28 protein-coding genes and 2 pseudogenes are annotated in these 23,272 nt (G+C 70.6%); 17 read left to right on the forward strand and 13 right to left on the reverse strand.

Annotated features, from left to right (window positions below):
* Window positions 1-7: 7 nt before the first annotated feature.
* The gene (locus tag Aco03nite_RS39555; RefSeq protein ID WP_203805763.1) at window positions 8-223 is read left to right on the forward strand and encodes a hypothetical protein; all 216 of its coding nucleotides are present in this window, start codon (window positions 8-10) and stop codon (window positions 221-223) included.
* A 106-nt stretch (window positions 224-329) separates the two neighbouring features.
* A complete protein-coding gene (locus tag Aco03nite_RS54350; protein WP_275415948.1) occupies window positions 330-464 on the forward strand; it encodes a hypothetical protein in 135 nt (44 codons plus the stop codon).
* A 496-nt stretch (window positions 465-960) separates the two neighbouring features.
* On the opposite strand, the gene Aco03nite_RS39560 is transcribed toward Aco03nite_RS54350, so the two are convergent.
* On the reverse strand, window positions 961-2,244 hold the full coding sequence (locus Aco03nite_RS39560) for a hypothetical protein (protein WP_203805765.1): 1,284 nt from the start codon (window positions 2,242-2,244) through the stop codon (window positions 961-963).
* A gap of 228 nt (window positions 2,245-2,472) precedes the next feature.
* On the opposite strand from Aco03nite_RS39560, the gene Aco03nite_RS39565 reads away from it, so the two are divergent.
* The 3 genes from Aco03nite_RS39565 to Aco03nite_RS39575 are packed head-to-tail and all read left to right on the forward strand — an operon-like array spanning window position 2,473 to window position 5,957.
* Window positions 2,473-3,393, forward strand: a complete 921-nt coding sequence (locus Aco03nite_RS39565) for an LLM class flavin-dependent oxidoreductase (RefSeq protein WP_203805767.1) — start codon at window positions 2,473-2,475, stop codon at window positions 3,391-3,393.
* A gap of 36 nt (window positions 3,394-3,429) precedes the next feature.
* Window positions 3,430-4,668, forward strand: coding sequence for an LLM class flavin-dependent oxidoreductase (locus Aco03nite_RS39570; RefSeq protein ID WP_203805769.1), 1,239 nt, complete (start codon window positions 3,430-3,432; stop codon window positions 4,666-4,668).
* A complete protein-coding gene (locus Aco03nite_RS39575; protein WP_203805771.1) occupies window positions 4,665-5,957 on the forward strand; it encodes an NtaA/DmoA family FMN-dependent monooxygenase in 1,293 nt (430 codons plus the stop codon). Before Aco03nite_RS39570 ends, Aco03nite_RS39575 begins: the two co-directional genes overlap by 4 nt.
* Before the next feature lie 14 nt (window positions 5,958-5,971).
* Here Aco03nite_RS39575 and Aco03nite_RS39580 read toward each other — a convergent pair whose 3' ends face one another.
* On the reverse strand, window positions 5,972-6,535 hold the full coding sequence (locus Aco03nite_RS39580) for a class I SAM-dependent methyltransferase (RefSeq protein WP_203805773.1): 564 nt from the start codon (window positions 6,533-6,535) through the stop codon (window positions 5,972-5,974).
* 54 nt (window positions 6,536-6,589) lie between these two features.
* Here Aco03nite_RS39580 and Aco03nite_RS39585 point away from each other — a divergent pair, with 54 nt between their 5' ends.
* Entirely contained in the window at window positions 6,590-7,456 is an 867-nt protein-coding gene (locus tag Aco03nite_RS39585) for an AraC family transcriptional regulator (protein ID WP_239145811.1), read from the forward strand.
* Here Aco03nite_RS39585 and Aco03nite_RS39590 read toward each other — a convergent pair.
* From Aco03nite_RS39590 to Aco03nite_RS39610, 5 genes are read right to left on the reverse strand one after another with little or no spacing between them, the layout of a single operon-like run.
* Entirely contained in the window at window positions 7,413-7,991 is a 579-nt protein-coding gene (locus Aco03nite_RS39590; protein WP_203805777.1) for a TIGR03086 family metal-binding protein, read from the reverse strand. The genes Aco03nite_RS39585 and Aco03nite_RS39590 overlap by 44 nt on opposite strands.
* Before the next feature lie 31 nt (window positions 7,992-8,022).
* On the reverse strand, window positions 8,023-8,385 hold the full coding sequence (locus tag Aco03nite_RS39595; RefSeq protein WP_203805779.1) for a hypothetical protein: 363 nt from the start codon (window positions 8,383-8,385) through the stop codon (window positions 8,023-8,025).
* The gene (locus Aco03nite_RS39600) at window positions 8,378-8,794 is read right to left on the reverse strand and encodes a TetR/AcrR family transcriptional regulator (RefSeq protein ID WP_203805781.1); all 417 of its coding nucleotides are present in this window, start codon (window positions 8,792-8,794) and stop codon (window positions 8,378-8,380) included. The genes Aco03nite_RS39595 and Aco03nite_RS39600 overlap by 8 nt, the downstream gene beginning before the upstream one ends.
* Before the next feature lie 50 nt (window positions 8,795-8,844).
* Window positions 8,845-9,330: a suppressor of fused domain protein gene (locus tag Aco03nite_RS39605; protein WP_203805783.1), complete on the reverse strand. Its 486-nt coding sequence runs from the start codon at window positions 9,328-9,330 to the stop codon at window positions 8,845-8,847.
* Window positions 9,327-10,508, reverse strand: a complete 1,182-nt coding sequence (locus Aco03nite_RS39610; protein ID WP_373872669.1) for a S8 family serine peptidase — start codon at window positions 10,506-10,508, stop codon at window positions 9,327-9,329. The genes Aco03nite_RS39605 and Aco03nite_RS39610 overlap by 4 nt, the downstream gene beginning before the upstream one ends.
* 236 nt (window positions 10,509-10,744) lie before the next feature.
* Here Aco03nite_RS39610 and Aco03nite_RS39615 point away from each other — a divergent pair, with 236 nt between their 5' ends.
* From Aco03nite_RS39615 to Aco03nite_RS39645, 7 genes are all read left to right on the forward strand, one after another.
* The gene (locus tag Aco03nite_RS39615) at window positions 10,745-10,939 is read left to right on the forward strand and encodes a CbtB domain-containing protein (RefSeq protein WP_203805785.1); all 195 of its coding nucleotides are present in this window, start codon (window positions 10,745-10,747) and stop codon (window positions 10,937-10,939) included.
* Between the two features lie 128 nt (window positions 10,940-11,067).
* Entirely contained in the window at window positions 11,068-11,424 is a 357-nt protein-coding gene (locus tag Aco03nite_RS39620) for a peptidase inhibitor family I36 protein (protein WP_203805787.1), read from the forward strand.
* 49 nt (window positions 11,425-11,473) lie between these two features.
* On the forward strand, window positions 11,474-11,935 hold the full coding sequence (locus tag Aco03nite_RS39625; RefSeq protein WP_203805789.1) for a GNAT family N-acetyltransferase: 462 nt from the start codon (window positions 11,474-11,476) through the stop codon (window positions 11,933-11,935).
* Complete coding sequence (locus Aco03nite_RS39630) at window positions 11,932-12,774, forward strand: DUF3626 domain-containing protein (RefSeq protein WP_239145812.1); 843 nt, start codon at window positions 11,932-11,934, stop codon at window positions 12,772-12,774. The genes Aco03nite_RS39625 and Aco03nite_RS39630 overlap by 4 nt, the downstream gene beginning before the upstream one ends.
* A complete protein-coding gene (locus Aco03nite_RS39635) occupies window positions 12,771-13,151 on the forward strand; it encodes a hypothetical protein (RefSeq protein WP_203805791.1) in 381 nt (126 codons plus the stop codon). Before Aco03nite_RS39630 ends, Aco03nite_RS39635 begins: the two co-directional genes overlap by 4 nt.
* Before the next feature lie 17 nt (window positions 13,152-13,168).
* Window positions 13,169-13,351, forward strand: a complete 183-nt coding sequence (locus tag Aco03nite_RS39640; RefSeq protein WP_203805793.1) for a hypothetical protein — start codon at window positions 13,169-13,171, stop codon at window positions 13,349-13,351.
* Between the two features lie 444 nt (window positions 13,352-13,795).
* The gene (locus Aco03nite_RS39645; RefSeq protein ID WP_203805795.1) at window positions 13,796-14,899 is read left to right on the forward strand and encodes a DNA alkylation repair protein; all 1,104 of its coding nucleotides are present in this window, start codon (window positions 13,796-13,798) and stop codon (window positions 14,897-14,899) included.
* 25 nt (window positions 14,900-14,924) lie between these two features.
* Here the strand turns inward: Aco03nite_RS39645 and ybiA are convergent, their stop codons facing one another.
* Window positions 14,925-15,395, reverse strand: coding sequence for a riboflavin biosynthesis intermediates N-glycosidase (gene ybiA, locus Aco03nite_RS39650; protein ID WP_239145813.1), 471 nt, complete (start codon window positions 15,393-15,395; stop codon window positions 14,925-14,927).
* A 98-nt stretch (window positions 15,396-15,493) separates the two neighbouring features.
* Between ybiA and Aco03nite_RS39655 the strand changes: the two genes are divergently transcribed.
* Together Aco03nite_RS39655 and Aco03nite_RS39660 are read left to right on the forward strand one after the other, a co-directional pair.
* Window positions 15,494-16,138 carry a PadR family transcriptional regulator gene (locus Aco03nite_RS39655; protein ID WP_239145814.1) on the forward strand — a complete coding sequence of 215 codons (645 nt, stop codon included), beginning with the start codon at window positions 15,494-15,496 and terminating at the stop codon, window positions 16,136-16,138.
* A 16-nt stretch (window positions 16,139-16,154) separates the two neighbouring features.
* The gene (locus tag Aco03nite_RS39660; RefSeq protein ID WP_203805797.1) at window positions 16,155-17,372 is read left to right on the forward strand and encodes an FAD-dependent oxidoreductase; all 1,218 of its coding nucleotides are present in this window, start codon (window positions 16,155-16,157) and stop codon (window positions 17,370-17,372) included.
* Here Aco03nite_RS39660 and Aco03nite_RS39665 read toward each other — a convergent pair.
* Entirely contained in the window at window positions 17,325-17,813 is a 489-nt protein-coding gene (locus Aco03nite_RS39665; protein ID WP_203805854.1) for an NUDIX hydrolase, read from the reverse strand. The two genes, Aco03nite_RS39660 and Aco03nite_RS39665, sit on opposite strands and share 48 nt — an antisense overlap.
* Before the next feature lie 18 nt (window positions 17,814-17,831).
* Window positions 17,832-18,152: pseudogene (locus Aco03nite_RS39670) on the reverse strand (MerR family transcriptional regulator); the annotation flags it as partial.
* A gap of 42 nt (window positions 18,153-18,194) precedes the next feature.
* Between Aco03nite_RS39670 and Aco03nite_RS39675 the strand changes: the two are divergent.
* Window positions 18,195-18,989, forward strand: a complete 795-nt coding sequence (locus Aco03nite_RS39675) for an alpha/beta hydrolase family protein (protein WP_203805799.1) — start codon at window positions 18,195-18,197, stop codon at window positions 18,987-18,989.
* 108 nt (window positions 18,990-19,097) lie between these two features.
* Here the strand turns inward: Aco03nite_RS39675 and Aco03nite_RS39680 are convergent, their stop codons facing one another.
* A complete protein-coding gene (locus Aco03nite_RS39680; RefSeq protein ID WP_203805801.1) occupies window positions 19,098-19,931 on the reverse strand; it encodes a nitroreductase/quinone reductase family protein in 834 nt (277 codons plus the stop codon).
* 175 nt (window positions 19,932-20,106) lie between these two features.
* Between Aco03nite_RS39680 and Aco03nite_RS39685 the strand changes: the two genes are divergently transcribed.
* Complete coding sequence (locus Aco03nite_RS39685) at window positions 20,107-21,093, forward strand: DUF8094 domain-containing protein (protein WP_203805803.1); 987 nt, start codon at window positions 20,107-20,109, stop codon at window positions 21,091-21,093.
* Here the strand turns inward: Aco03nite_RS39685 and Aco03nite_RS53575 are convergent.
* Together Aco03nite_RS53575 and Aco03nite_RS39700 are read right to left on the reverse strand one after the other, a co-directional pair.
* Window positions 21,077-21,871, reverse strand: a pseudogene (locus Aco03nite_RS53575) (DUF5995 family protein). The gene Aco03nite_RS39685 and the pseudogene Aco03nite_RS53575 overlap by 17 nt on opposite strands.
* A 212-nt stretch (window positions 21,872-22,083) precedes the next feature.
* A complete protein-coding gene (locus Aco03nite_RS39700; protein WP_203805809.1) occupies window positions 22,084-23,034 on the reverse strand; it encodes an aminoglycoside phosphotransferase family protein in 951 nt (316 codons plus the stop codon).
* Window positions 23,035-23,272: the final 238 nt, after the last annotated feature.

A 23,272-nucleotide genomic window follows, 5' to 3' on the forward strand; every position in this document is an offset into this window, starting at 1 on the left:
CGACGACATGGCAGGACTGGTACTCATCGGCGCGGGCCCCGGCATCGGGCGCTCCGTCGCCGCCCGCCGCGCCCGCTTCGGTCGCGAGGGTCTCCCCGTCGCCCTGATCGCCCGCACCCCCGGCCCCGGCGTGATCACCGCCGACTGCACCGACCAGCCCGCTCTGCGCGCGGCCCCGTACACCGAGCCCCGCTCCCGATGGTGCCAGGAGGTGATCCACTGATCACCCCACTTCTCGCGCCCGGACGGCCCGGGGTCGTCCACACCGACCAGAGCACCCTGAGGGCGGCATGGTGAACGACGACGGCACAGAGGGCCTTCTCGCAAGGATGTCTGCGTGGCACGACGGCGACGGGGCGGCCTACGAGTTGGCGGTGGCACTGGGTGTACTCCCACCGGATGCCTTTGCCGAACACAAGTGGGTCTTCTGGGCGGCCAATCCGTTCGGTGACGGGCTCCGTTAGGCCCTGCTGGCTCTGGTGAGTGCCGGCCTGCTCGACCACGACGAGGAGAGGGACCGGTTCCGGAGCCGGCCCGACGACAATCGTCCGCCTGGTTGATCGTCGGGTGACGGCGTGGGCAGCGGTCGAGGACATCCGGTCGATCTCGTGCTGCGCCCTTGTCCCGGATCCGGCGCTTCCCGCGCTCGGCGGCTTCTTCGATCGTGCGGCGCACGTCGGCTTCGGCACTCTTGGCCTCGGCACTCTTGGCCTCGAGCCGCGAAGCCGGTGCCCCGCAACGTGTTGCTGGAGAAGCCGGCCGAATCTGTCACCGGCATCGGGTGACGGCTCCGCCCACGATGCGCAGGACGCCACCGCCGTCTGCGCTGAGCGGCAACAGCCCGGCCGGCGGCATCACCGGCAGCGACTTGTGTGGCGCGCTCAGCCAGACGGCGGGGCTACGGATCGGAGGGCTACTCGACAACGACGACAGCGGGGCCGGGAAATCGGATGGGGCTGGTCAGCGCAGTTTCCACGCGGCGGGGCGGATGGTGCCGTCGGGGTTCTGGACGTTGGCGATGATCAGGCCGGTGTCGGTCAGTTCGACCACCGAGCGGATGGTCCAGCCGGGCGGGGACGGCAGTGGGGTGCGGGCGCCGTTGTGCCACAGCGACATCTGCGGGGTGCCGTCGGCGCCGTCGGCGAGGATCACCATGCGGGCGCCGGTTGCTGCCACCACGCCCTGGGCGCTGCGTTCGCCAGCGGCCAGGGGGACCACGGTGCGGGTGCCGGCCGCGTCCCAGTAGGCCGCCGTCCGGACGCCGGAGGAGTCGCTGACCCAGCCGGCTATGCCGCCGTCGGCGGCCAGGTTGTTGACGGTCTGGCCCGACGGGCAGACCAGGCCGCTGACCGGCCCGGCGGGGACGGTCGCCTCGGACAGGATCGTCGTGGTCCCGGGGACACCGCCGGTGTGGCGCAGCAGCAGGTAGCGGGGCAGGCCGTTGGTGACCACGTACCCGCTGGCGATCACACTGCCGTCGGTCTGGATCCGGGAGACGCAGGCGACGCCCAGGTAGGGGGTGCCGAACACCGGGAGCAGCACCGACGCGCCGTTCTTCCACAGCACCGGGCGGGCCGTGGTGCCCTGACCGGCGCCGTTGATCACGGCGACCAGGGCGCTGCCGTCGGCGCCGACCGAGATCACGTTGCGGCGGTAACCGGCGTCGAGTTCGGGGGTTCCGCTCAGCGGTGTGCGGGTGCCGTCGCGGCGGACCAGTTCGGAGGTGCCGGAGATCGCGTCGGTGCCGTTGGTCTGCACACCCCAGGTGTCACCGGCCGGGTTCACCGCGGCGGCCCGGCTGCGGTCGGGGCCGATCAGTGTCGCGGTGCGGCCGCTGACCGACCAGCGGGTGGCCCTGGTGACGCCGCCGACGGTGACCTCGCCGGCTGCCTCGCCGAGGTCGGTGACGGCGGTGACCGCGCCGGAGGTGGCGCCGGCCGGCAGGGTCAGGCGCTGCTTCTGCCAACCGAGGCGGGGCACGGCCGCCCACCGGTACGGGGTCTCGACGATGGAGGTGTTGCCGTCCGGGCCGGTGGTGGTGACGCGGGCGGTGCCGCCGACCACACCGAGCGGGGAGACGTCCACACCGGTGACGGTCAGCTGCCCGCCCGGTCCGGCCGCCGGGATCGGCAGGAGGTGACCGCGCACCGGGGCGGCCGCCGCGGACGGGGCCGCGGTCATCGTGGCAACAAGGACGCCGGCCAGGACCGACGAGGTCAAACGCCAACTTTTGACATTGGTCATGGCAGATATTTATCAAGGCTGTGATATTGGCACAACCGTGCGTGCTCAGATCTTCAACCTCGACATCACCGGCGCCGAACCGCAGGACAGGCGGGCCCGGGCAGTCGCCGGGGGCGGCGGGACCGGAGCGGGGTTCCGCCGCGCCGCACCCCGAGGCCCGGCGGCCGTGGACCGGGGCGTGACACATGCGACCGCCCCAATTCATATTTGGCTTGTAGGTTTTGCGGTATGCATGTGGCGTTGGGGACGGACGGGGATCCGGGACTGGTCGAGGCCGCCGAGCAGGCCGGGGTCGCATTCGTCACGATCAGCGGGCAGAGCGGCATCGATGCGGGGGTGCGGGCGGCGTTCCTGTCCCGGCGTACCGCAGGAATCGGCCTTGTCCCCCAATTGCAGGCGGCGGTGACCGAACCGTTTCACCTGGCCACCCAGCTCGCCTCGCTGGATCACGCGTCCGGTGGGCGCGGCGGCTGGCTGGTCGGCGCCGACGACGATCCGGGCCGGTTCGCCGCCGTCGGCCAACCGGCGCTGACCGGAAACGATCTGTCCGCCGAGGTCGGGGACGTGATCGACGTGGCGCGGCTGTTGTGGGACTCGTGGGAGGACGACGCGATCGTCCGGGACACCACCACCGGCCGGTTCCTGGACGCCGACCGGGTGCATCACGTGAACTTCACCGGTGCCCGGTTCACGATCGCCGGACCTTTGATCACACCACGGCCGCCGCAGGGGCAGCTGCCGGTGGTCGGCGCGGACACCCTCGGCGTCACCGCCCGCCTGGACGTGGCACTGATCGACGCGACGACCGTGGACGAGATCACCGGCCGGGCGGTGCGCGCCCGGCGGAACGGGGCGGCGCTGGTGTTCGCCGAGGTGACCGGGCCGCCGCCCGATCTGCTGGACCGGCTGGCGGGGGTGGTCGACGGGGTGCTGCTGCATGCCGTCACCGGCGCGGACCTGCCCGCTGCGGTGGCCGCGATCGGACCACTCCCGCCGGCCCGCACCATCCCGCGCGGGACACCGGCCCGGGCCACCCCGCGGGAAACGCCGGACCGTGGCGGCCAGGAAGGGAACCCGGTTCGCGGCACGCTGCGCGAGGTCCTCGGCCTGGCCCGGCCGGCCAACCGTCACGCCACTGCCGGCTTGTAGAGAAGGCTCGTGAGCAGACTCGTGAGAAGGGGAGCCATGTTGCATCTGGGCGTGTTCTTCACCGGTGTCGGGCCCCAGTTGATCTGGACCGCTCCGGATTTCGCCGACCACACCCACATCGACACGTTCGTCGCGACCGCCCGCACCCTGGAACGGGGCCTGTTCGACGCGTTCTTCCTGGGCGAGGGATTACGCGTACGGGAAAACCGCGGCCGAGTTTTTGATCTTGATGTTGCCGGGCGTCCGGATGCGATCACCCAGCTCGCCGCGCTGGCCGCCGTCACCTCGAAGATCGGCCTGGTGGCGACGCAGAACACCACCTACAACTATCCCGCCGACCTCGCCCACCGCCTGGCCTCCCTCGACGTCTTGTCGGGTGGGCGGGCCGGCTGGAACATCGTGACCACCGACAACGCGTGGACCGGCGAGAACTTCCGGCACGGCGGCTGGCTTGCCCACGAGCGCCGCTACCAGCGGGCGGCCGCGTTCGTCGAGACCGCGAAGGCGCTGTGGGCGGGCGAGACGGTGGACCGCCACGACGACCTGATCGACGTCACCGCCCGCCTGGACGTCACGGCCCGGCCGGTGCTGTTCCAGGCCGGGGACTCCGACGGCGGCCGGGAACTGGCCGCCCGGCACGCCGACGTGGTGTTCTCCGCCAACACCGCCTTCGACAAGGCCGTCGCCTACGCCGCCGACCTCACCGAACGCCTCGCCCGGCACGGCCGCACCCGCGATGAGCTGCGGATCCTGCCCGGCGCGCAGGTCGTCCTCGGCGACACCCCGGCCGCCGCGCGGGAGAAGGCCGACTGGATTCTGCGGGAACAGATCACCGGGCCGCGGGCGATCGCGTTCCTGGAACAATACTGGGGCAAGGACCCGTCCGGGTACGACCCGGACGGCCCGCTGCCCGACATCGAACCCGCCGACGGGGAACTCGACCCGTCCCGCGGCACCCTGTCCATCGAGCACCGCACCGGCAAACTCGAACGCATCGCCGCGTGGCGCGCCCGGGGCCTGTCGATCCGGGAACTGGTGGTCGACGTGCAGCCACGCCACAACGTGTTCGTCGGCACGCCGGGGCAGATCGCCGACGAATGGGCCCGTTATCTGCGGTCGGGGGCGGTCGACGGGTTCAACATCGTGCCGCAGCTGCTGCCCGGCACCGTCGAGGACGTCGTCGACAAACTGGTCCCGGCATTGCAGGACCGGGGCCTGTACCGGACCGCGTACACCGGCAGCACACTGCGCGAACACCTGGAACTGCCGTCGTGACCCGCACCCTGGGCACGGTCACCGCGGCGGGTGGTTTCCCCGGCCCGTACGAGCTGGCCCTGGATCCCGCGGTGTCGACCCTGCAGACCGCGCAGCGGGTCGCGGTACGGGCCGAGGCCGCCGGGATCGACGCCCTGTTCGTGCCGGACCTGCTGGTGTTCGGGGCGCAGGGCACGATCGGCGCGCAGGAGCCGCTGGTGTTCGTGGCCGCGCTGGCGGCGGTCACCAGCCGGATCGGGTTGATCGCGACGGTGTCGACGACGTTCCATCACCCGTTCAACCTGGCCCGCCAGTTCGGCACCCTGGACCATGTCAGCAACGGCCGGGCCGGGTGGAACGTGGTCACGTCCTCGATCGGGGAGCAGAACTTCGGGCCGGGCGCGCTGCCGTCCCCGGCGTCGCGGTATGCGCGGGCGGCGGAGTCCCTGGACGTGGCGTTCGCCCTGTGGGATTCCTGGCAGCCGGGCGCGCTGCGGCCCGGTGCGGACGGCCGGGCGGTTCTGGACCCGTCCCGGGTGACCGCGATCGATCATGCCGGGGAGTTCTTCACGGTGGCCGGGCCGCTGAACCTGCCGCCGTTGCCGCAACACCGGCCGGTGATCATCCAGGCGGGGCAGTCACCGGCCGGGATCGCAGTGGGCGCGAAGTACGCCGAGGTCGTGTTCACCGCCCTGGCGACGTTGCCGGACGCGACCCGGTTCACCGCGGACATCCGGGCGCGGGCCGCCGCGTACGGCCGCGACCCCGCCCTGCCGTTGATCTTCTCGTCGTTGCACGCGACCTACGGCGCCACCGAGGCCGAGGCCCACGCTTTGGTGCGGCAGCGGCAGGAGGCCGTCGACTTCGACGCCGGGCGGCTGCTGCTGGCCGACATGCTCGGCGGTGGGGTGGACCTGTCGGCGGAGAAACTCGACGAGCCGCTGCCGGAGTCGCTGCTGCCGGACCTGGCCGCCCTGAACCGCCGCCGCGGCCGGGCCGAGATCTTCTCCCGCCTGATCCGCCGGGGTCACACGCTGCGGGAGCTGATCCTGGCCGCGCAGGACACCGGCCACTGGGCGGTGGCCGGCACCCCGTCGCAGATCGCCGACGCGGTGGAGCAACGGTTCCGGGCCGGAGTCCTGGACGTGATCTCCCTCAACAACCTGGCCGACGACCGGGAACACGACTTCGCCGTCAACGGGCTGCTGCCCGAACTACGGCGCCGGGGTCTGCTGCACGAGCCGTACCCGGGGCGCACGCTGCGGGAGAACCTGGGCCTGCCGCGACTCCAGGGCCGGGTGGCGCTCTAGGGCCGGGTGGCGCTCTAGGGCCGGGTGGCCGACAGCAGACGGTAGGGCAGCCGCCCGTACAGCCGGCCCTGTCCGGTTTCGGTCACCGCGGTCAGGCCGGCGGCGGTGAGCAGGGCGGGGTCGAGGTGGAAGTCGACGATGTGCAACCGGCCGCCGGGCGCCAGCACCCGCGCCACCTCCCGCAGCCCGGCCACCGGGTCGTCGAGGTGATGCAGCATCAGCGACGACAGCACCACGTCCACGGCACCGTCCGGCAGCGGCAGATCCGCGGCCCAGGCGTGCCGGAACTCGCCGTCCGGCACTTTGCGGCGGGCCCGGGCGAGAGCGGCCCGGTCCGGGTCGATACCGACAACCTTCACCGCGGGCGTACGCCGGACCAGGGCGGCGCTCAGGTTCCCGGTGCCGCAGCCGATCTCCAGCACCCGCGCTCCCGGCTCCACGCCGGCGGCGTCGAGCAGGCGGCGGTGCAGGCGCCCGGCGCCGAGCAGCCGCGACAGCGGGTCGTAGAGCGGCATCAGCCACGCCCGGCCGAGCCCGGGCAGGTAGTCACCGTCAGGGGTATGACGAAGTTTGGGCATGTCTCTAGCATCAGCGTCATGGCAGACAGCGCCAATGGCCGATCATCGGCGACGATGCGACGTTCTTGCGATCCACCGGTGGTCGGTTTCCCGCACCGGCCGGGTGTCCCGCCGACCGTGACGGCCCGGCTGCCCGGCCGGAGCCTGCACGCCACCGCCCACTCCCACGACTTCCTGATCCTCTTCTACGCCCGCCACGCGAGCGGAACCGTGCTGATCGACGACCAGGCGTGGGAGCTGCACGACGGCGACCTGTTCGTCCTGGCGCCGGGGCAGGTCGTCGCGTTCGACCGGCCGCCGGTGGACGGCTGGGTGGTGTGGTTCCCCGCCGACGCCGTCCGCGACGAAACACACCCGTCGTGGCGGTCGCATCCGCTGCTGTTCCCGTTCGCCCGCGGCGCCGACCGGGCCCAGCGCCTGCACGTGCCCGCCCCCGACCGCGACACGTGGACCGGCCGGTTCACCGACCTGGACACCGAACTGCGCGAACGCCGCGACGGCTATCCGGAGGCCGCGCACGCCCTGCTGAGCCTGCTGCTGGTCGCCGCCGCCCGGCTGACACCGGATCTGGCCGGGCAGCTGCGGTCGGCGCACGAACCACTGCTGGCCGCCGTGTTCGACGTCGTCGAGACCCGGTTCGCGACGACGTTGTCCCTGGCCGACGTCGCCGCCGCGGTCGCGCTCACCCCGGGGCATCTCACCACTGTCGTACGCCGCAAGACCGGCCGTACCGTCCAGCAGTGGATCACCCATCGGCGGTTGCAGGAGGCCCGCCGCCTGCTCACCGGCACGACACTGCCGGTCGCGGCAGTCGCCCGCCGGGTGGGCTACCCGGACGTCTCGTACTTCATCAAACGGTTCCGCGCCGAATTCACCATCACTCCGGCACAGTGGCGTGCCACCGCGGATCCCGGCCGGTGACCGCGAGCAGCTCACCGAGACGGTCGGTGCCGTCCGGGGCGGGCACGGCGGGACCGAACGCGCCCATCTTGCGGCCCATGTCCCCCATGATGTCCAGGAACTCCGCCGTCGGCGCCAGCAGGCCCGCATCGACGGTGTAGGGCTGACCGGTCGCGCGGGCCAGGTCCCAGCCGTGCACCACCAGGTCGACGACCATCATCAGCCCGAGCGTGCGCTGCGGCAGCCCCATCCCCGGCGACACCCCGTCCAGGGCCGCCGGATCCGCCCACGCGATGATCATGTCGTGGGCGTGCGACCGGAAATCGGCCCGCCAGTCCCCGGTCAGGCTGTCCGGGGTGTCCGTCCAGTCGACGTCCTGACGGGCGGCCAGGAGCTGGAAGTTACGGGCCACCTGGAACAGGTGGTTCAGCAGGTCCCGGACGGTGAACTCGGCACACGGCGTCGCCTGCCCCAGCTGCTCGTCACGCACCCCGGCGACCAGGGCCGCCGTCGCCGGGACCGCCCTGCCCAGCAGATCACTGATCTCAGTAGACATCGGCCCAGCATAGAAAAAGCGGCGGGCCGAATCAGGCACCCGGCCGGGTGATGGCGCCTTCGATCAGGGCCACCGTCGCCCGCGGATCGGCGACCTCCACCACCAGCCGGGCGTACGTCTCGTCCCGCAACGCGATCACCACCGCGTTCTGCGGATTCTTCACGTCCCAGAACACCTTCTCCCCGTCGCGGTGGAACGTGCCCGCCGTGATCACCCCGGGAATGTGGGCGCCGGGCGCACGCAGCCCCTTGGGTTCCCGGTCGATGCCCGGATCGGCGGTCGCCCCGGACACGTTGACCAGGGGAATCTCCAGACGGCTCTTGAGCGCCCACAGTTTGTCCAGCCCGCGGACCTCCACGACCAGGGTGGAACCGTCGATACGAACATCAGCCATGCTGGTCTCCTTCGGTGGTGGCACGCGCGCGCAGGCGTCGGCCCAGCAGCGCGTCGGTGGTCGCGGACGACCCGGTAGCGGCGTCGATCTCGGCCAGGGCGGCGGCCACCTCGGCGGCGACCTCCGGGTCCTCGCCGGCCCGGTCGGCGGCGGCGAGGATCAGCAGGTCCAGCGCCGGCTCCGACTCCACGGCGGGCAGGGCCGGGCGGATCCGTTCGGCCACCGCCCAGCGCAGCGCCCGCAGGTAGAGGCCGCGTTTGCTGCCGAACACCTGGTAGAGGCTGTTGCGGTGCACGCCGAGGCCGGTGACCAGGTCGTCGACGGAGATGCCGTCGTACGCCCGGCGGGTGAACAGGTCGGCGGCGGCGCGCACCACGTCGGTCTCGTCGAACGCTCGGGGTCGTCCCATGACGATCACCCTAAAGTGTTCAGGAACGACCAGTCAAGAACGAGCGTTCCTTATCTCAGGGGGTCCGTCATCATCAACGGCTCATCCACTATCTCCACCTCACCGTTGATCTCCGCAGCCGTCACCCCCACCAACTGCAGAAAACGCCCACCCAACTCCGGATCCTCCGCCAGGATCAGCATCGTCAACCGACTGTCCGGCCCACCCGAATGCGGAAACCCCGTGATCGGCCCCCGCATGTCCAACCACAAACCGTCCTCAAGCGGCTCCGGCAGACTGTTCGCATACGCCGCCACCCGGTTCAACAACACGAACGGCCACTGCGGCGGCTCCTGCTCCCCCGCACCGCGCAACCGGAACGTCAACTCCAGACCCCACCGTTGACCCAGCCCGTACGTCACATAATGCCAATGACCATCCGCCGGATACACCGAACCCGCCTGCAGATCATGCTCCCCAGGCACATACGACACATGCCACGGCGCCGCCCGCGGATACAACCGGTTCAACGACTCGGTGACGAACTCCCACATCATCCCGGCATTCGATCATGATCGGTGGACTCCCCGGCAGTAGCGGGGTGCCACCCACGCCGACGACCTCGCACCACCACCGCCACCACCAACCCCGCCAACACCACCAAACCAGCACCACCAGCAGCGAAAAGACCCGCCCGATCCCACTCCGGACCACCCCGCCGCGCCACCGGCACCGGCGACGCCGGCTCCACCGCCGCCAACTTCGGCCCCGCCTGCTCCGTCAACGCCCGATACGGATTCAGCAACCCCACCCCGAACCCGTCACTCCGCGCACCACCCGGAGCCGGATCCGCCGACCGCAACAACCGCCGCCCGATCTGCTCCGCACTCTCCGCCGGAAAACGCTCCCGCAACAACGCCGCCGTCGCCGCCACGAACGGCGCCGCAAAACTCGTCCCCTGCACCCCCCGATGACCACTGATCGGCGCCAACGCCGTCACCGCCTGACCGAACGCCACGATGTCCACGTGCTCCCCGGTCTGCGAGAACGACGCCAGCGAACCATCCGGCGCCACCGCACCCACACCGATCACCCCCGGATAACCCGCCGGGAACGCCACCCCACCATCCGCACCGTCGTTACCCGACGCCGCGACCACCACCACATCAGCCGCCACCGCCTCCGCGATCGCCGCCCGCACCGCCGGATCCTGCGCCGGCATCACCAGCGAAATGTTCAACACCGACGCCTTCGCCTGATTCACCGACCACCGGATCGCCTGCGCGAACGACGCCGCACTCGACGCCCCCGACCCGGAACCCTCCACGTCCTCGTCCTCGCTCACCCGCACCGGCACGATCGTCGCCCCCGGCGCCAAACCCTGCACCCCGGTGTTCGCATCCGGCTGACCAGCGATGATCCCCGCCACCGCGGTACCGTGCCCCGGACAGTCCGACAACGCGTTCGCCGCCTTGTGCAGAAAATCCCGGCCCTTCAGGACCTTCCCGGCCAACTGCGGATTACGCGGATCCACCCCCGAATCGATCACCGCCACCCGCACCCCCGCACCGGTCGCCAACCCCGCCAACCGCGACGGCGCATACGCCTTCAACTCCGCCGGCACCCCCGGCGACGTCACACCCGCCCCCGTACACGTCGCCGCCACCGCCGGACCCGACACAGGCACCACCACACCCGCGACCAGACCCACCACCACCGCCGCCACAAAACGCAACAAACCCACCCCCGCAAACCCCCAACGACCGGCGTGGATGCTACCGGCCACCGGTTGCCCCACCACCACCCCGGCCGATAAGTTGAAGCCGGCCAATCTGCGGCGAATGAGGAAAACCGGTGAAACTCCGGTGCGGTCGCGCCACTGTGAGCCAGCCCCGCCGGCAAGCCAGAACGCTCACGCGCCGCAGACCCCATCGATCGGGACGCGTCATCCCGAAGGAGGAACACCCCGCCATGCCCAAGGCACAACCACTCGCCATCCCCGCGGCCTCCCCCCGCCTACTGGCCACCGCCGCCGGCTTCACCACCATCATGCTGCTCCTGGCCTACCTCGTCGCCTTCGACCAGGGCACCATCTCCCAAAGCGGCATGTACCTGCACGAACTCATGCACGACGGCCGCCACCTGCTCGGCGTCCCGTGCCACTGACCAACCCCACACCCGGCTACATCCAGCTCCTGCTCCGCGGCCTCCTCGCCGGCCCTCGTGGCCGGCCCTCCGTTGTTCACCACAGATGACGGCTACTGAACAACCCCACAACCCTGTTCGCTCAAGCCATGACACGCATCAAAGCCGCCGCAGCCCTCGCTGCCGCCGCACTCCTGCCCACCGCCCTCGCCGCCACACCCGCGCAAGCAGCACTCGCCGCCTGTGACTGCCCGTCCGGCTACTCCTGCTACTGGACCGGCCTCAACGGCACCGGCCAGCGCTGGGTCGCCCCCACCTGCGGAACCCACTACCTGAACGAGCCGTTCAAAGACAACATCTACTCCGCCAAGAACGGCGGCAGCGACCTCGCCATCATGTACCAGCTGAGCAACGGCTGGTGGGAGCTCAAGGGCTACCTCTACCCCGGCGAACAGGGCAACTTCCACGCCTATACCGGCATGGACGTCGTAGCCATCGACTGCTGACCACAGGCGCCGGGCCTGGCGTGGCCCGGCACCTGCTACCAATGACGCCATGCACACGATCACCGTCGACGATCTCACCGGGCCCGCCATCGCCGCCCTCCTGCAGGAACACGTCGACGACATGCGCCGCATCAGCCCACCCGACAGCAAACACGCCCTCGACCTCGACGGCCTGAGGCAACCCGCAATAACCCTCTGGACTCTGTACGACGAACAACAGCTCCTCGGCTGCGGCGCCCTCAAACAACTCACCCCCACCACCGGCGAAATCAAGTCGATGCGCACCGCCACCACCGCCCAACGCCGCGGCGTCGCCTCAGCCCTGCTCACCCACCTCATCGACGAAGCCCGCCACCGCGGATACACCGACCTCTACCTGGAAACCGGCACCGACCCGTACTTCACCCCCGCCCACACCCTGTACACCCGCTTCGGCTTCACCCCCTGCCCACCCTTCGCCGACTACCGCCCCGACCCGCACAGCACCCACTTCACCAAGGCCCTCCGGTGACCGGCACCCACTGGGCCACCACCGCCGTAACCCACGTCCGCAACCAGGCCCACGGCGAACCGATCGACCCCACCTGGCGCGTCACCCTGCACTTCCACCCCGACCGCGCAACCGGCGACACCACCATCCTGCGCGCGATCGCCACCGACAGCCGCTACCGCTCCCAGTTCGAAATCGGCACCAGCAACGGCGGCATGACAGCCCACCCCGGCGGCGACCGCTGGAACTGGGAATCCCGCCTCTTCAGCGGCGCCTACGACCAGGCCCCACCCACCGCCCGCCCGGTATACGGCTCCCTCAACCACCGCATGCGCCCCTACGGCGGCTCACCCCGCTTCGGATCCGCCCACCTGCGCCTCAACACCGCCACCCTGACCCGCACCACCCTGTGCTACCCCGACAGCGTCTTCGAACCCGTAGCCCTCGCCACCACCGACCGCTGCGCCCTGATCGAGTTGGCCGACACCGACGACCAGGACCTGCTCGACGACTACATCGAGGCCCACGTACACGGAGGCGTCATCCTCACCCGAGACGCCGAAGCCCTCGTCCTGGACCCCAGCTTCCGCAACACCGAGATAGAGACCGACGCCCACCTGCTCGGCATCCCCGTCCAATGGCACCAGGGCTTCCAGACCGACATCGACGAGATCGCCGCCCACCCCGACTACCGGGGCCCCGAGATCGTCAAAGCCGCGACCCGGATAGCCCAGCAGGGTCTCCTGAACCCCCGCATCATCGGCGAAGCGGTCCACAAAGCCGAATACGACCCCCAGACCCTCAAACGCGTCTGGCACTACACCGCACGCTTCGGCCACCCCGGGAAGACTCCTCGGTGATCGACCGGACTGCGGTGCGCGATGTGCGAGGCGACTCGGGCATCATCGTTCGAGAACTGCTCGACCGACTCGAACAACAACCGGATGCCGCCCTGTGGAAAGAACTCGACAGCCGGCTGGTAGTCGAGGCCGAATGCTGCTGCTCAGCAGGATTCGCCGCCCTGCCCGCACTCAGCCGGCTCGCCCGGTCCGACGACACCGAGCAGCGTGACCGGGCGCTGGACCTCGCCGCGGTGATCACGCGGACGCCGCATCGAAATCACGAGGACGACCATCTGGCGTCATCGGCGGCCACGGGCACTACTCGGCAATCCGCGACCACGACGACGGCGACATACATCGAGTTCCGCTCCGCCCAGCCGCCCCGGCCGACCTGAGCGGAATACCTCGATGGATGTACGACACCGCGATCGCCGGCGAAGACCTGATCCTGGCTGACGGCCTCACCCACCTCTTCGGCCAAGCCGAATGCAGCGCGTGCGGGAGCACGTTCGCCCTGGCCGACTGGTTCGAAGCGGAGAACAGTCCCGCCCAACCGATAGATCCCATCGTGCCGAGAACCGACCGCTCAAGCTGATCCCTGCTCCCGACGTCGGGAGTGAACCCGCAGCCCTCCGCCCGGCAAGACCTTTGTGGTGTCGGCGAAGCCGTCCTTGTAGGTGTTCAAAGGTGCGGCTTGCCGCACTACCTCTAAGGTTTCCTAGGACACTAGTTTGATTGGCTGGCCCCGGAAGAGCACCAGCTACCCGTGCTGAAGCAGCCGCCAAGCTTCAAAATTGGACGGGCGATAGTCCCACCCGACCCCGCGGGCGGCCAGCCATGACGGGCGATGAGCTGCGAAGATCCGTTCAAGCGACGGCGAGTAAATCTGCTGGTAGATCGACATCCACCCCCTCACGGATGCCCCAACGAGGGGTACCGAAGCCGGCTGCCCACCCTGGAAGACTGCGGGTGACCACCGCCCACAACACCAGCCACGGGGACGCGGTGGGTGCGGCGTACCCAAGTAGGGTTTTGGATCGTGCCTTTTGCTGACGAACTCATTGGTGTCCGGGCTGCTGACGGGCTGGTCGATGCCATCGCCGGGGTGGTTCCCGGGGAGCCGCTCGGGACGCTTCGGGCGGCGCGGGATCGGCTGGACGGGCTGGCTCTGCGGGAGCGCGCCGACCTGCTGCGGGACGCGCTGCTCGCCGATGTTCCGGGCAATTACCCCGAGCTGGCGCGGGTGGTGCGGGCCGCGACGCCGGCGTTCAGTGGGTGGATGGTCTGGCCGGTGACCTCGGCGGTGGCGTCGAAAGCGGTCACCGACGGCGGTACGGAGGCGTTCGACGACGCCCTGGCGATCATGGCCGAGTTGACCGGGCTGCTGACTGCCGAGTTCGCCGTCCGGACTCTGCTGCGGCACGACCTCGACCGGGCGCTCACCACCATGCTCGGGTGGGCCGGCTCGGACGACGCCGATGTGCGCCGGCTCGCCTCGGAGGGCTCCCGGCCCTATCTGCCCTGGTCGGTGCGGGTTGCGGGGATTCTCGGGCGACCCGGCGCGACCGTGCCGATTCTGGACGCGCTGTACCGGGATCCGAGCGATTACGTCCGCCGTTCGGTCGCCAACCACCTCAACGACCTCAGCCGCGATCACCCGGACCTGGTCGTCGACACCGCCGCCCGCTGGCTTTCCGCCCCGGCGGCCACCACACTCCCCCTCGTCCGTCACGGCCTCCGCACGCTGATCAAACGTGGTCATCCGGGTGCGCTGGCCCTGCTCGGTTTCGGGGCCGACCACGAGACGCTGAGGGTCGGCGACCTCACCCTGGACCGGGACGTGGTGGCGCTCGGCGAGGCAGTCGAGTTCCGGACGACGATCACCAACGACGGCGCAGTGCCGGCCCGGCTGGCCATCGATTACGTGGTCCATCACCGCAAGGCGAACGGCACAAGAACCGCAAAGATCTTCAAACTGACGACGGCCACGATCAACCCCGGAGACACGCTTGCGGTACGCCGGAAGCACCAGTTCCGTCCGATCACGGCCAGGCGCTACTACTCGGGTTCACACGGCATCGCTCTGCTGGTGAACGGCGTAGCCACTCCGACAGCAGAGTTCGACCTGACGGTTGATGAGTGACACGGCGCACCCCGCCTAGGGCGTCCTAGGACAATAGGTTGAAGCGGGTGCGCATCAGGATCCGCCCGAGCATGTTCTTCCCGTTCCCGGTCCGGCCTCTCCCCCAGTAGTGGTCGGAACCGGTGTCCTCGACGATCTCCTCATCGCCGGTATCCAGCAGAACGGCCCGGATATCGGCGTGCGCCCGGAACTTGGCCAGGACCGCCCGGCGCATCACGTCGTCCTTGACCCGTTCCCAGTCCCGGCGCAGCGGCCGCCCCCGATCACGCCCCACCTCAGCCGCCCGCAGCGGATCCGGCGCCCGCCGAACAGCGTCGGCATGCCGGGTGCCGGCGAACTTCTGCGCCTGGAAGTAGTGCTCAGAGGTGGGCCACCACTGGCCGTCGAGGTCGAACCCGTGATCGGAGAAGTTGGAGAAACAGCCGTACGGGACCTCGTCGGCCCCATAGAAGTAGATCGTCACCTGAGCCCCGGTGCAGTGGTAGTGGCCCCGCACGCTGCCACGGAACCCGGCGAGCGGACAACTGAATTCGCCAAACCCTATACTCGCATGCGAGTATTCGTACGCGAGGAATCGGCGAAGGTGGGATCACCGTGACGAAACGCAGGGTCAGCAACCTCATGGCGCTCGCCGTGCTCGCGGTGCTGGCTCAGCGCCCGATGCACCCCTACGAGATCGCGACGACGCTGCGGGGGCAGGGCAAGGACGGCGACTTCGAGATCAAGTGGGGTTCGCTCTACACGGTCATCCGCAACTTGGACAAGCACCACCTGGTCGCCGCGGTCGGCAGCAGTCGTGCGGGCGCCCGTCCGGAGCGGACCGTCTACCGGATCACCGGCGACGGGCGGGACGAGCTGGTCGACTGGGCTCGCGAGCTGGTCCGCACCCCGGTCACCGAGCGCACCCGGTTCCGGGCGGGGCTGTCGGTGCTCAGCATCCTGCGGCCGGACGAGGCGGTCGAGTTGCTGCGACAGCGCCTGGACCTGACCCGGGAGAGCATCACGGCGGCCCGCGCGTCGCTGGCCGGCCACGCGGGGCGGGTGCCGCGGCTGTTCCTCGTCGAGGTGGAGTACGACCTGGCGATCCAGGAAGCGGAAGCCGCCTGGATCGCCGCTCTGGTCGCCGATATCACCGACGGCGTGTTTCCCGGCCTGGAGGCCTGGCGGGTTTTCCACGAGACCGGCGAGATCCCGCCTGAACTGGCCGAACTCGCGAAGAACGACCACCAGCAGGAGTAGCCCGGAGGAGACGGCGATGCCCGGAGTCCGAACAGCGATCATCATCGGCGGCGGTATCGCCGGTCCCGTGACGGCACTGGCGCTGCGCCGCGCCGGCATCGAGGCGACCGTCCACGAGGCCTACCCAGCCGGCGGCGGCGAGCTGGGCGGCACTCTCACGCTCGCGCCCAACGGTGTCGCCGCGCTGAGCCATGTCGGTGCCGACGAGGCGGTCGTCGCACGGACGACACCGATCACGCGGCAGATCATGACGGCCGGGGACCGGCGGGTGGAACTGCCGGCCCTGCGCGGTGCTCCCCCGCTGCGGGTCATCTCCCGAGGCGACCTGCACCGGACACTCGGCGAGCTGACCAGCGCCGCCGGCATCACCGTCGCCTACGAGAAGCGGATGACCGGCGTACGGCAGGGCCCGGCCGGTGTCACCGCCGAGTTCGCCGACGGCGGCACCGCCACCGCGGACATCCTGATCGGCGCCGACGGTGTCCGGTCCATCACCCGCCGGCTGATCGACCCGCAGGCGCCCGGGCCGCGGTACACCGGAACGCTCGGCTTCGAGGCGGTGGCGAGTGCGGAGGTCGGCGTCGAGCCCGGCACGCTGACGTTCGGTTTCGGGCGGGGCGCGTTCTATCTGTACTGGCCGGAGCCGGGCGGCGGCACCCGGTGGGGTGTCAACCTGCCGTGGCCGCGGTCGTTGACCGTGCCCGAGGCGCGGGCGGTGGGCACGGCGCGGTGGGCCGGCATCCTCCGGGACACGTTCGCCGCCGACCGGCCCGGCCACGATCTGTCGTCGACCACCGATCCGGACGGCCTGCAGATCGCCGGGGCGATGCAGATCATGCCGCCGGTCCCGCACTGGCACCGGGGCCGGATGGTGCTGGTCGGCGACGCGGCGCACGCGCCGTCGAGCACCTCCGGTCAGGGTGCCTCGCTGACTGTCGAGAGTGCGGTGCAACTGGCCCGCTGTCTGCGCGACATCGCGGATGTCCCGGCCGCGTTCGCGACGTACGAGCGGTTGCGGCGCGGCCGTGTCGAACGGATCGCCGCCCGGGCGGCCCGCATCAACCAGGCCAAGGTTCCGGGCCCGCTGGCCCGGGCTCTGATGCCGGTCGTCATGCCGGCCCTGGTGAAGCTGATGAGTCCCGAGCGGACGATCGGCCCGGACCACCGGTACACCATCGACTGGGCCTCACATGCCGAGCACCGTGGGGGTGGGCGGGGCGCCCTTGCGGAGTAGTTCGGACAGTGGGGTGGCCAGGTCTCGTGGGGAGAACAGGTCGGGGCCCCGGTAGGTGGCGATGTCACGCAGTGGCCACCAGCGCAACTCGGTGATGTTCTCGGCGGCGAGTTCGGTGTCGGAGAGGGCTCCGTGGGGGCGGAACTTGTCGGTGCGGATCAGGAAGTAGTCGTTGGCTGTGGTGGCGAACTCCTGCCTCCACACGTACGGCGGATCGGTCTCGACCGTGAGACCCACCTCCTCGGCCAGCTCGCGGCGTAGCGCCGTCAACGGCATCTCGCCGGGTTCCAGGCCTCCGCCGGGGGCCGCCCACACCACCTGGCCCGGTGGGTCGGGCAGGAGGTGCCGGCACAGCAGGATCCGGTGGTCGGGGGTGACGATCAGGGCCCGGGCCGAGTGCCGGCGCGGCGGTTCGTCGCGGCAAGGGACGCCGGTGAGCATGTTGCCGGTGGCGCCGGTGATCACCTCGTCGAGGCGGGTCCGGGTCCGGAGCAGGTCGGTGATGGTCCGGTCGATGCGGGCGCGTTCGGCCGTCAGGCGGGTGACCAGGGCGGGTGTGGCCCGGTCGCCGGTGACGCACGGCAGCAGCTCGACGATGGTGCGGCTGCTCAGGCCGGCCTGGTACAGCTCCTGGATCAGCTCCACCCGGCCGACCGCGCTGTCGGGATAGCGGCGCCGGCCGCTGGTGGTGCGCTCGGCGGTGAGCAGGTCCTGTTCCTCGTAGTAGCGCAGCGCCCGGACGCTGACTCCGGTCCGGGCGGCGAGTTCACCGATACGCATGACTTGATTCTGACGTCAACGTCAGGTTCTAGCGTGACCGGCATGACCACCACACCGATCGTGTCGATCAAACCGCTCACCATCACCACCGAACACCGGGACCATGACCTGCGGGTACGGGTGACCGCCCCGCTCACCGGCGACGATCTCCCGGTCGTGGTGTTCGTGCACGGGTTCGGTGCGAACCTGGACGGTTACGCGCCGCTGACCGACCACTGGGCCGCCCACGGGTTCGTGGTGATCCAGGCGACCCACCACGACGCCCCCGGGGATCCGGCCGCCTGGCGTCTTCGGGTCCTGGACGTGCGGCGGATCCTGGACGAACTCGGCAGTCTGGCGCCGCGGGCGGATCGGAGCCGGGTGGTCGCGGCCGGGCATTCGTTCGGGGGCCAGACCGCGGGTGTCCTGGTGGGGCTGCGGGTCACCGACCCGGTGAGCGGGGTGGCCGAGGATCTGTCCGATCCGCGGGTGATGGCGAGCATCCAGCTGGCCACGGCCGGTGCGGGTGGTGACCATCTGACGCCGTTCGCGCTGGAGCACGCGCCCTGGCTGCGGGAGCAGGACTTCTCGCACATGACCAGGCCGGGGCTGGTGGTCGCCGGGGATCGGGACGAGTTGCCGCTGTCGACCCGGGGGCCGTCGTGGACCACCGATCCGTACACGTTGCGGGGCGGGGACCGGAGTCTGGTGGTGGTTCCGGGTGGGGAGCACTTCCTCGGCGGTATCTCCGGTTATCGGGTGGCGGAGACCACCGACGAGGATCCGGAGCGGGTCGCCCTGGTCCAGAGGGTGACGCTGGAGTTCCTGCGGCGGGTCACGGGCGTGAAGGACCGGTAGTTCGCATACGCCCGGCGGCCGCGCCGTCGGCCTGGTGCGACGCCCTGCTCGCGGGGTCGGAGCAGCGCTGTTCGCCGGGCGTACGAAAAAACCGGTCCTTCTCTTAGATCACGCTCCGTCGAGGACCGGGATGAGGATCCGCTCCTCGTAGTCCAGGTGGCTCTCCAGTTCCGTGGCCAGCGTGTCGACCGTGCCGATCAGCGTGTCGCCGGTCAGGGACGGGTCGGTGAGGGCTTTCTGCAGGCGTTCCAGCAGCTCGGCGACGGTGTGGTGTTCGGCCCGGAGTCTGGCGACGGCGGGTGCCAGGTCCGGGCGGTTCGCCTCCAGCCAGGGAAACATGCCCTCGTCCTCGCGGCTGTGGTGGCCGTGCAGGCCGGCACAGACGGTGAGGCAGTTGACCCGAAGTTGGGCACCGAGGCCGGAGCCGCCGGAGTTCGTGATCTCGGTGCGGATGATCGACAGTTCGCGGCGGAACGCGTCGTGCACGATCCGCAGCATCTCCCCGGGGCCGGCCGCGACCGTGTTCGGCGGGCCCGGCACCGGGATCGGGACCAGGGCGACCACCGGGATGGTGCGGCCGGAGCGGCGCTGGTAGTCGGCCCAGCCGGAGTCCTGTTCGACGGCGCGGGCGAACGCCTCGTCGCGTTCGGCGCCGGTCAGGACCACGGCGGTCGCCTGGTGGACGAAGACGCCGTCCTCGACGGTGACGACCGGTTCGGCGCGGATGTTGTGGTACCAGGCGGGGTTCTTCGGTGCGCCGCCGGCCGAGGCGATCACCAGGTTCCGGTCCCCGTCGGGCAGGTAGCCCAGGGGCACGGTGTGCGGGCGGCCGGTGCGGGCGCCGGTGGTGGTCAGCAGGAGCAGGCGGGCGCCGTCGAACATGCCGCCGACCCGGCCGTGGTTGGCACGGAACTCGCCGATGATTGACGTATTGAAGTTCATTCAGCACTTTCTGTCGTGGGATCCCGGAAGAGGCGAAGATCACGACAGAACGGCGGAGCGCGGGGCGACCGCGCTGACCTCACAGGTCAGCCGGGTGCCCCACTCGGTAATGGCACGAAGCCGACCCGGCAGTCACACAGGTCACTCTAGTACAAGCCAAGTATCCTCACCGCCCGTGCGCCCTTATTCGAAGATCGTCGCCGCGTTCCTGCTCCTGCTGCCCGTGGCGGCCTGTACGCCGGACAGCGAGCCGGAACCGTCGGTGTCCGCCGCGGCAACGCTGGAGGACAGCGGCGACCCGGTCTTCGACCAGGCCGGCCTGGCGGACCTGATGGCGCGGCTCACCGAGGACAACAACAAGGCGAACGCGGCCCTGGACTCGACGGCTGTCGCCCTGTACGAGGCCGAGGCGGCGATGGAGGCGGATCAGGCGTCCCTGAACGCCACCCCGTCGGAGTACTCGATCAAGCCGTTCACCTACGAGCCGGTGGGCTCGCACATCCCGGGTGTGCTGTCCGGCGCGGACTTCTTCGTGGTGGAGTCGCGGACGTCGTTCGGCGGGGCCAGCTACCCGCTGATCATGGCGAAGTTCGGCAGCGAGTGGCGGCTGAGCCACTACGTGGGCCTGGAGGCGTCGCTGCCGGAGATCAAACGGGACGCCTCCGGCAACGCCGAGGTCGTCGACGCCGCGGACAGCACGGACACGCTGATCGCCGCGCCGCGGGCGGTCGCCGAGGCGCACGCCCGGCGGATCACCGACCAGCCCGCCGAGGACCCGCTGTTCGGTGCGGACACCACCACGGGCGACGTGGTGAACCCGGAGCAGATGCTCGTCGACATGAAGTTCGTCCGGGACAACACGCTGGTCCCGGCCGAGTCGGCCACCTATACGTCGGCGGTGTCGAAGTACCCGGTCCGGGCGCTGCGGACCATCGACGGCGCCGCGGTGGTCGCATACTCCACGGTCACCGACATCGTCGGGGCCAACCCGGGCCGGCAGGTGTTCATCCCGCAGTACCGGCGCAAGCTCGGCACCAACACCGGCGCCGGTACGCAGAAGCTGAAGCGGCTGACGGCGTGGTGGGTGCTGGTGCCGGTCAAGGGCAGCGCGCTGCCGGTAGCGGTCCTGGGCGGCAAGTCCACCGTCATCGCGGTGGGCTGAGTACCCGGTAGACGAACCCTTTGATCCAGGCGGTGGTGGCCAGCCACAGCACCCGCACGACGCCGGCGCCGGTCAGCACGGTCTCCCCGGCCACCGCCGCGATCCGGTCCATCACCAGCAGGGCGCGGGCGTAGTCGTCCTTGTCGTCCTGCAGCTCCCACAGGCGTTCGGCCTTCTCCCAGGCCAGGGCGCGCGTGGAGTAGACCAGGATGCGCTGGCTCCAGTCGTCGAGGTCGCCGACGCAGCGGTCGATCTGCATCTGCCAGGCGGTGGCGAACCGGCGGCGCAACGGTGGGATGTGCGCGTAGAAGATCCGGTTCACCACCAGGTAGTCGGGGTGCTGCGGGCCGTCGCCCGGCTAGCCGAGCCGCTGCCAGGTGGCGATCAGGGCGAGCGCCAGGTCGTGGTTGATGTGCGCGTTGACACCGAGGACCGCCGCCTCCAGGGGGCTGATCCGGTGGTCGTGGGCGCGCCGGAAGAGGACCTCCCAGGCGTCCGGGGTGTCGACGCCGGGCGCGGCGCCCCAGGAGGCGAGGGCGGTGAAGTAGAGCCGGGCGAACTCGACGTCGAGGACCTCGAGGAAGACCGGGTCGGTGACGTCCGTACCGCGCAGGTGGGCCTGGACCTGTTCGGTGATGGTCAGGTAGAGCGCGTTGAAGGCGGCCACCCGGTTGGTGCCCGGGCCCGGTGGCAGCGAGTCGAGGATGACCTGGATCAGTTTCAGGCGGGCGACCACACCGTCGATGTCCTCCGGCGGGTCGAGCAGGGCGGCGTTCATCTCCAGGTGGGCGGGCGCCCAGCCGCGGTCGCAGGGCGGCGCGCCGGTCAGTTGCTGCCGGCAGTCGTGTAGTCGTATCGCGCTCGTCTCGGCGCGCTCTCGGTCGAACCGCACCACGATGACCCCCTCATCGGTGAGGGATCCATGGTGGACTCGCGGGCGAGAGATGCGCGTCGGGCATCCGGCCAGGGGTCTGTCGGATGCCCGACGTATCAGATCGTGTCGGCCCACTCCACGACGAGGCGGAACATCGGGGCGCGGCCGGCGAACATCGACGCCCAGTCGCGGGTGTCGTAGCCGCCGCCGCGCGGGTTGGTCCACGCCAGCGACAGCATCCGCGGGGCCAGCCAGAAGTACTTGGCCGCGCCGGTGACCCGGATCGCCCGGTGCACGTCCGCGGGCGAGGCGACCGCCGCCATGCCGCGGGCGTAACCGTCGCCGACCGCGGCGAGCACCGCGTCCAGCTCGGACACGTCGGTGTGGCCGTCCCAGAACGTGTCCAGGGCCAGGTTGGCGGCGTCCGCACCGATCGCGCCGGGGCCGGTGAACGCCCAGTCGAACAGCACGCCGGTGCCGGCCAGGTTCATCGGCCACACGTCGTGGTGGCACAGGGTGCGCGGCAGGGCTCCGGCGGCGTCCAGCAGCTCGTGCCGCCGGTCCCACAGGCGGCGCAGCCCGGCGCGCAGCTCCGGCGGCCACGCCTCGTGCGCCGCCGGGTGGTCCCAGTCCAGGTCGTCCGGGATCGGCTGGGCGAGGGTGTAGTCGCGCAGGAAGTCGCGGGCCAGCCAGTCGGTGGTGGTCGTGTTCCCGGCCTGGCCGAGGCCCAGCCGGTAGGCGAACTCCCCCGGGTCGCCCGGCCGGCCCGGCACGTCCTCGAGGAGCATCGTGATCGAACCGTCCGGGTTCTCGGTCATCTCCAGCAGCTCCGGCGCCCGGATGCCGCCCGCCGCGAACGCGGTCGTGGCCAGTCCGGTCGAGTAGGCCAGGGGCTCGCGCCGCCAGTAGTTGAAGTGTCCCGGGTCGTCACTGGCCGCCAGGTGCGCCGACGCTCCGGCCCGGCGCGGGGTCACGATCTTGCGGATCGCCGTCCCGCTGCCCCGCGGCACCCGCCACACCCCGCCGGTGACCTCGTTGGACGTGTTGTGGGCGAGTAGTTCGGTCATCAGATTCCTCCGTGGATACTCCGGCCCTCAGGACTCCGTTGGGCATCTCGCAAACCGGACACCGATTCCATGCCCGGCGAGGCTCTGACCTCGGCTGGGCATCGACGTTCATGCGCATCGTCGCGACGGTCTGGTCATTCGCCAACGCAGTCCCTCAGGCCGGAGAGGAAACGGACCCCTGCGGAGCAGGTCAGGAATAGCCGATTCGCCGTCAGGGCGGATCGGCGTGCACCCCGAT

Origin of the sequence: Actinoplanes couchii, from assembly GCF_016862075.1 — a bacterium.
In the GTDB taxonomy this organism is placed as follows: domain Bacteria; phylum Actinomycetota; class Actinomycetes; order Mycobacteriales; family Micromonosporaceae; genus Actinoplanes; species Actinoplanes couchii.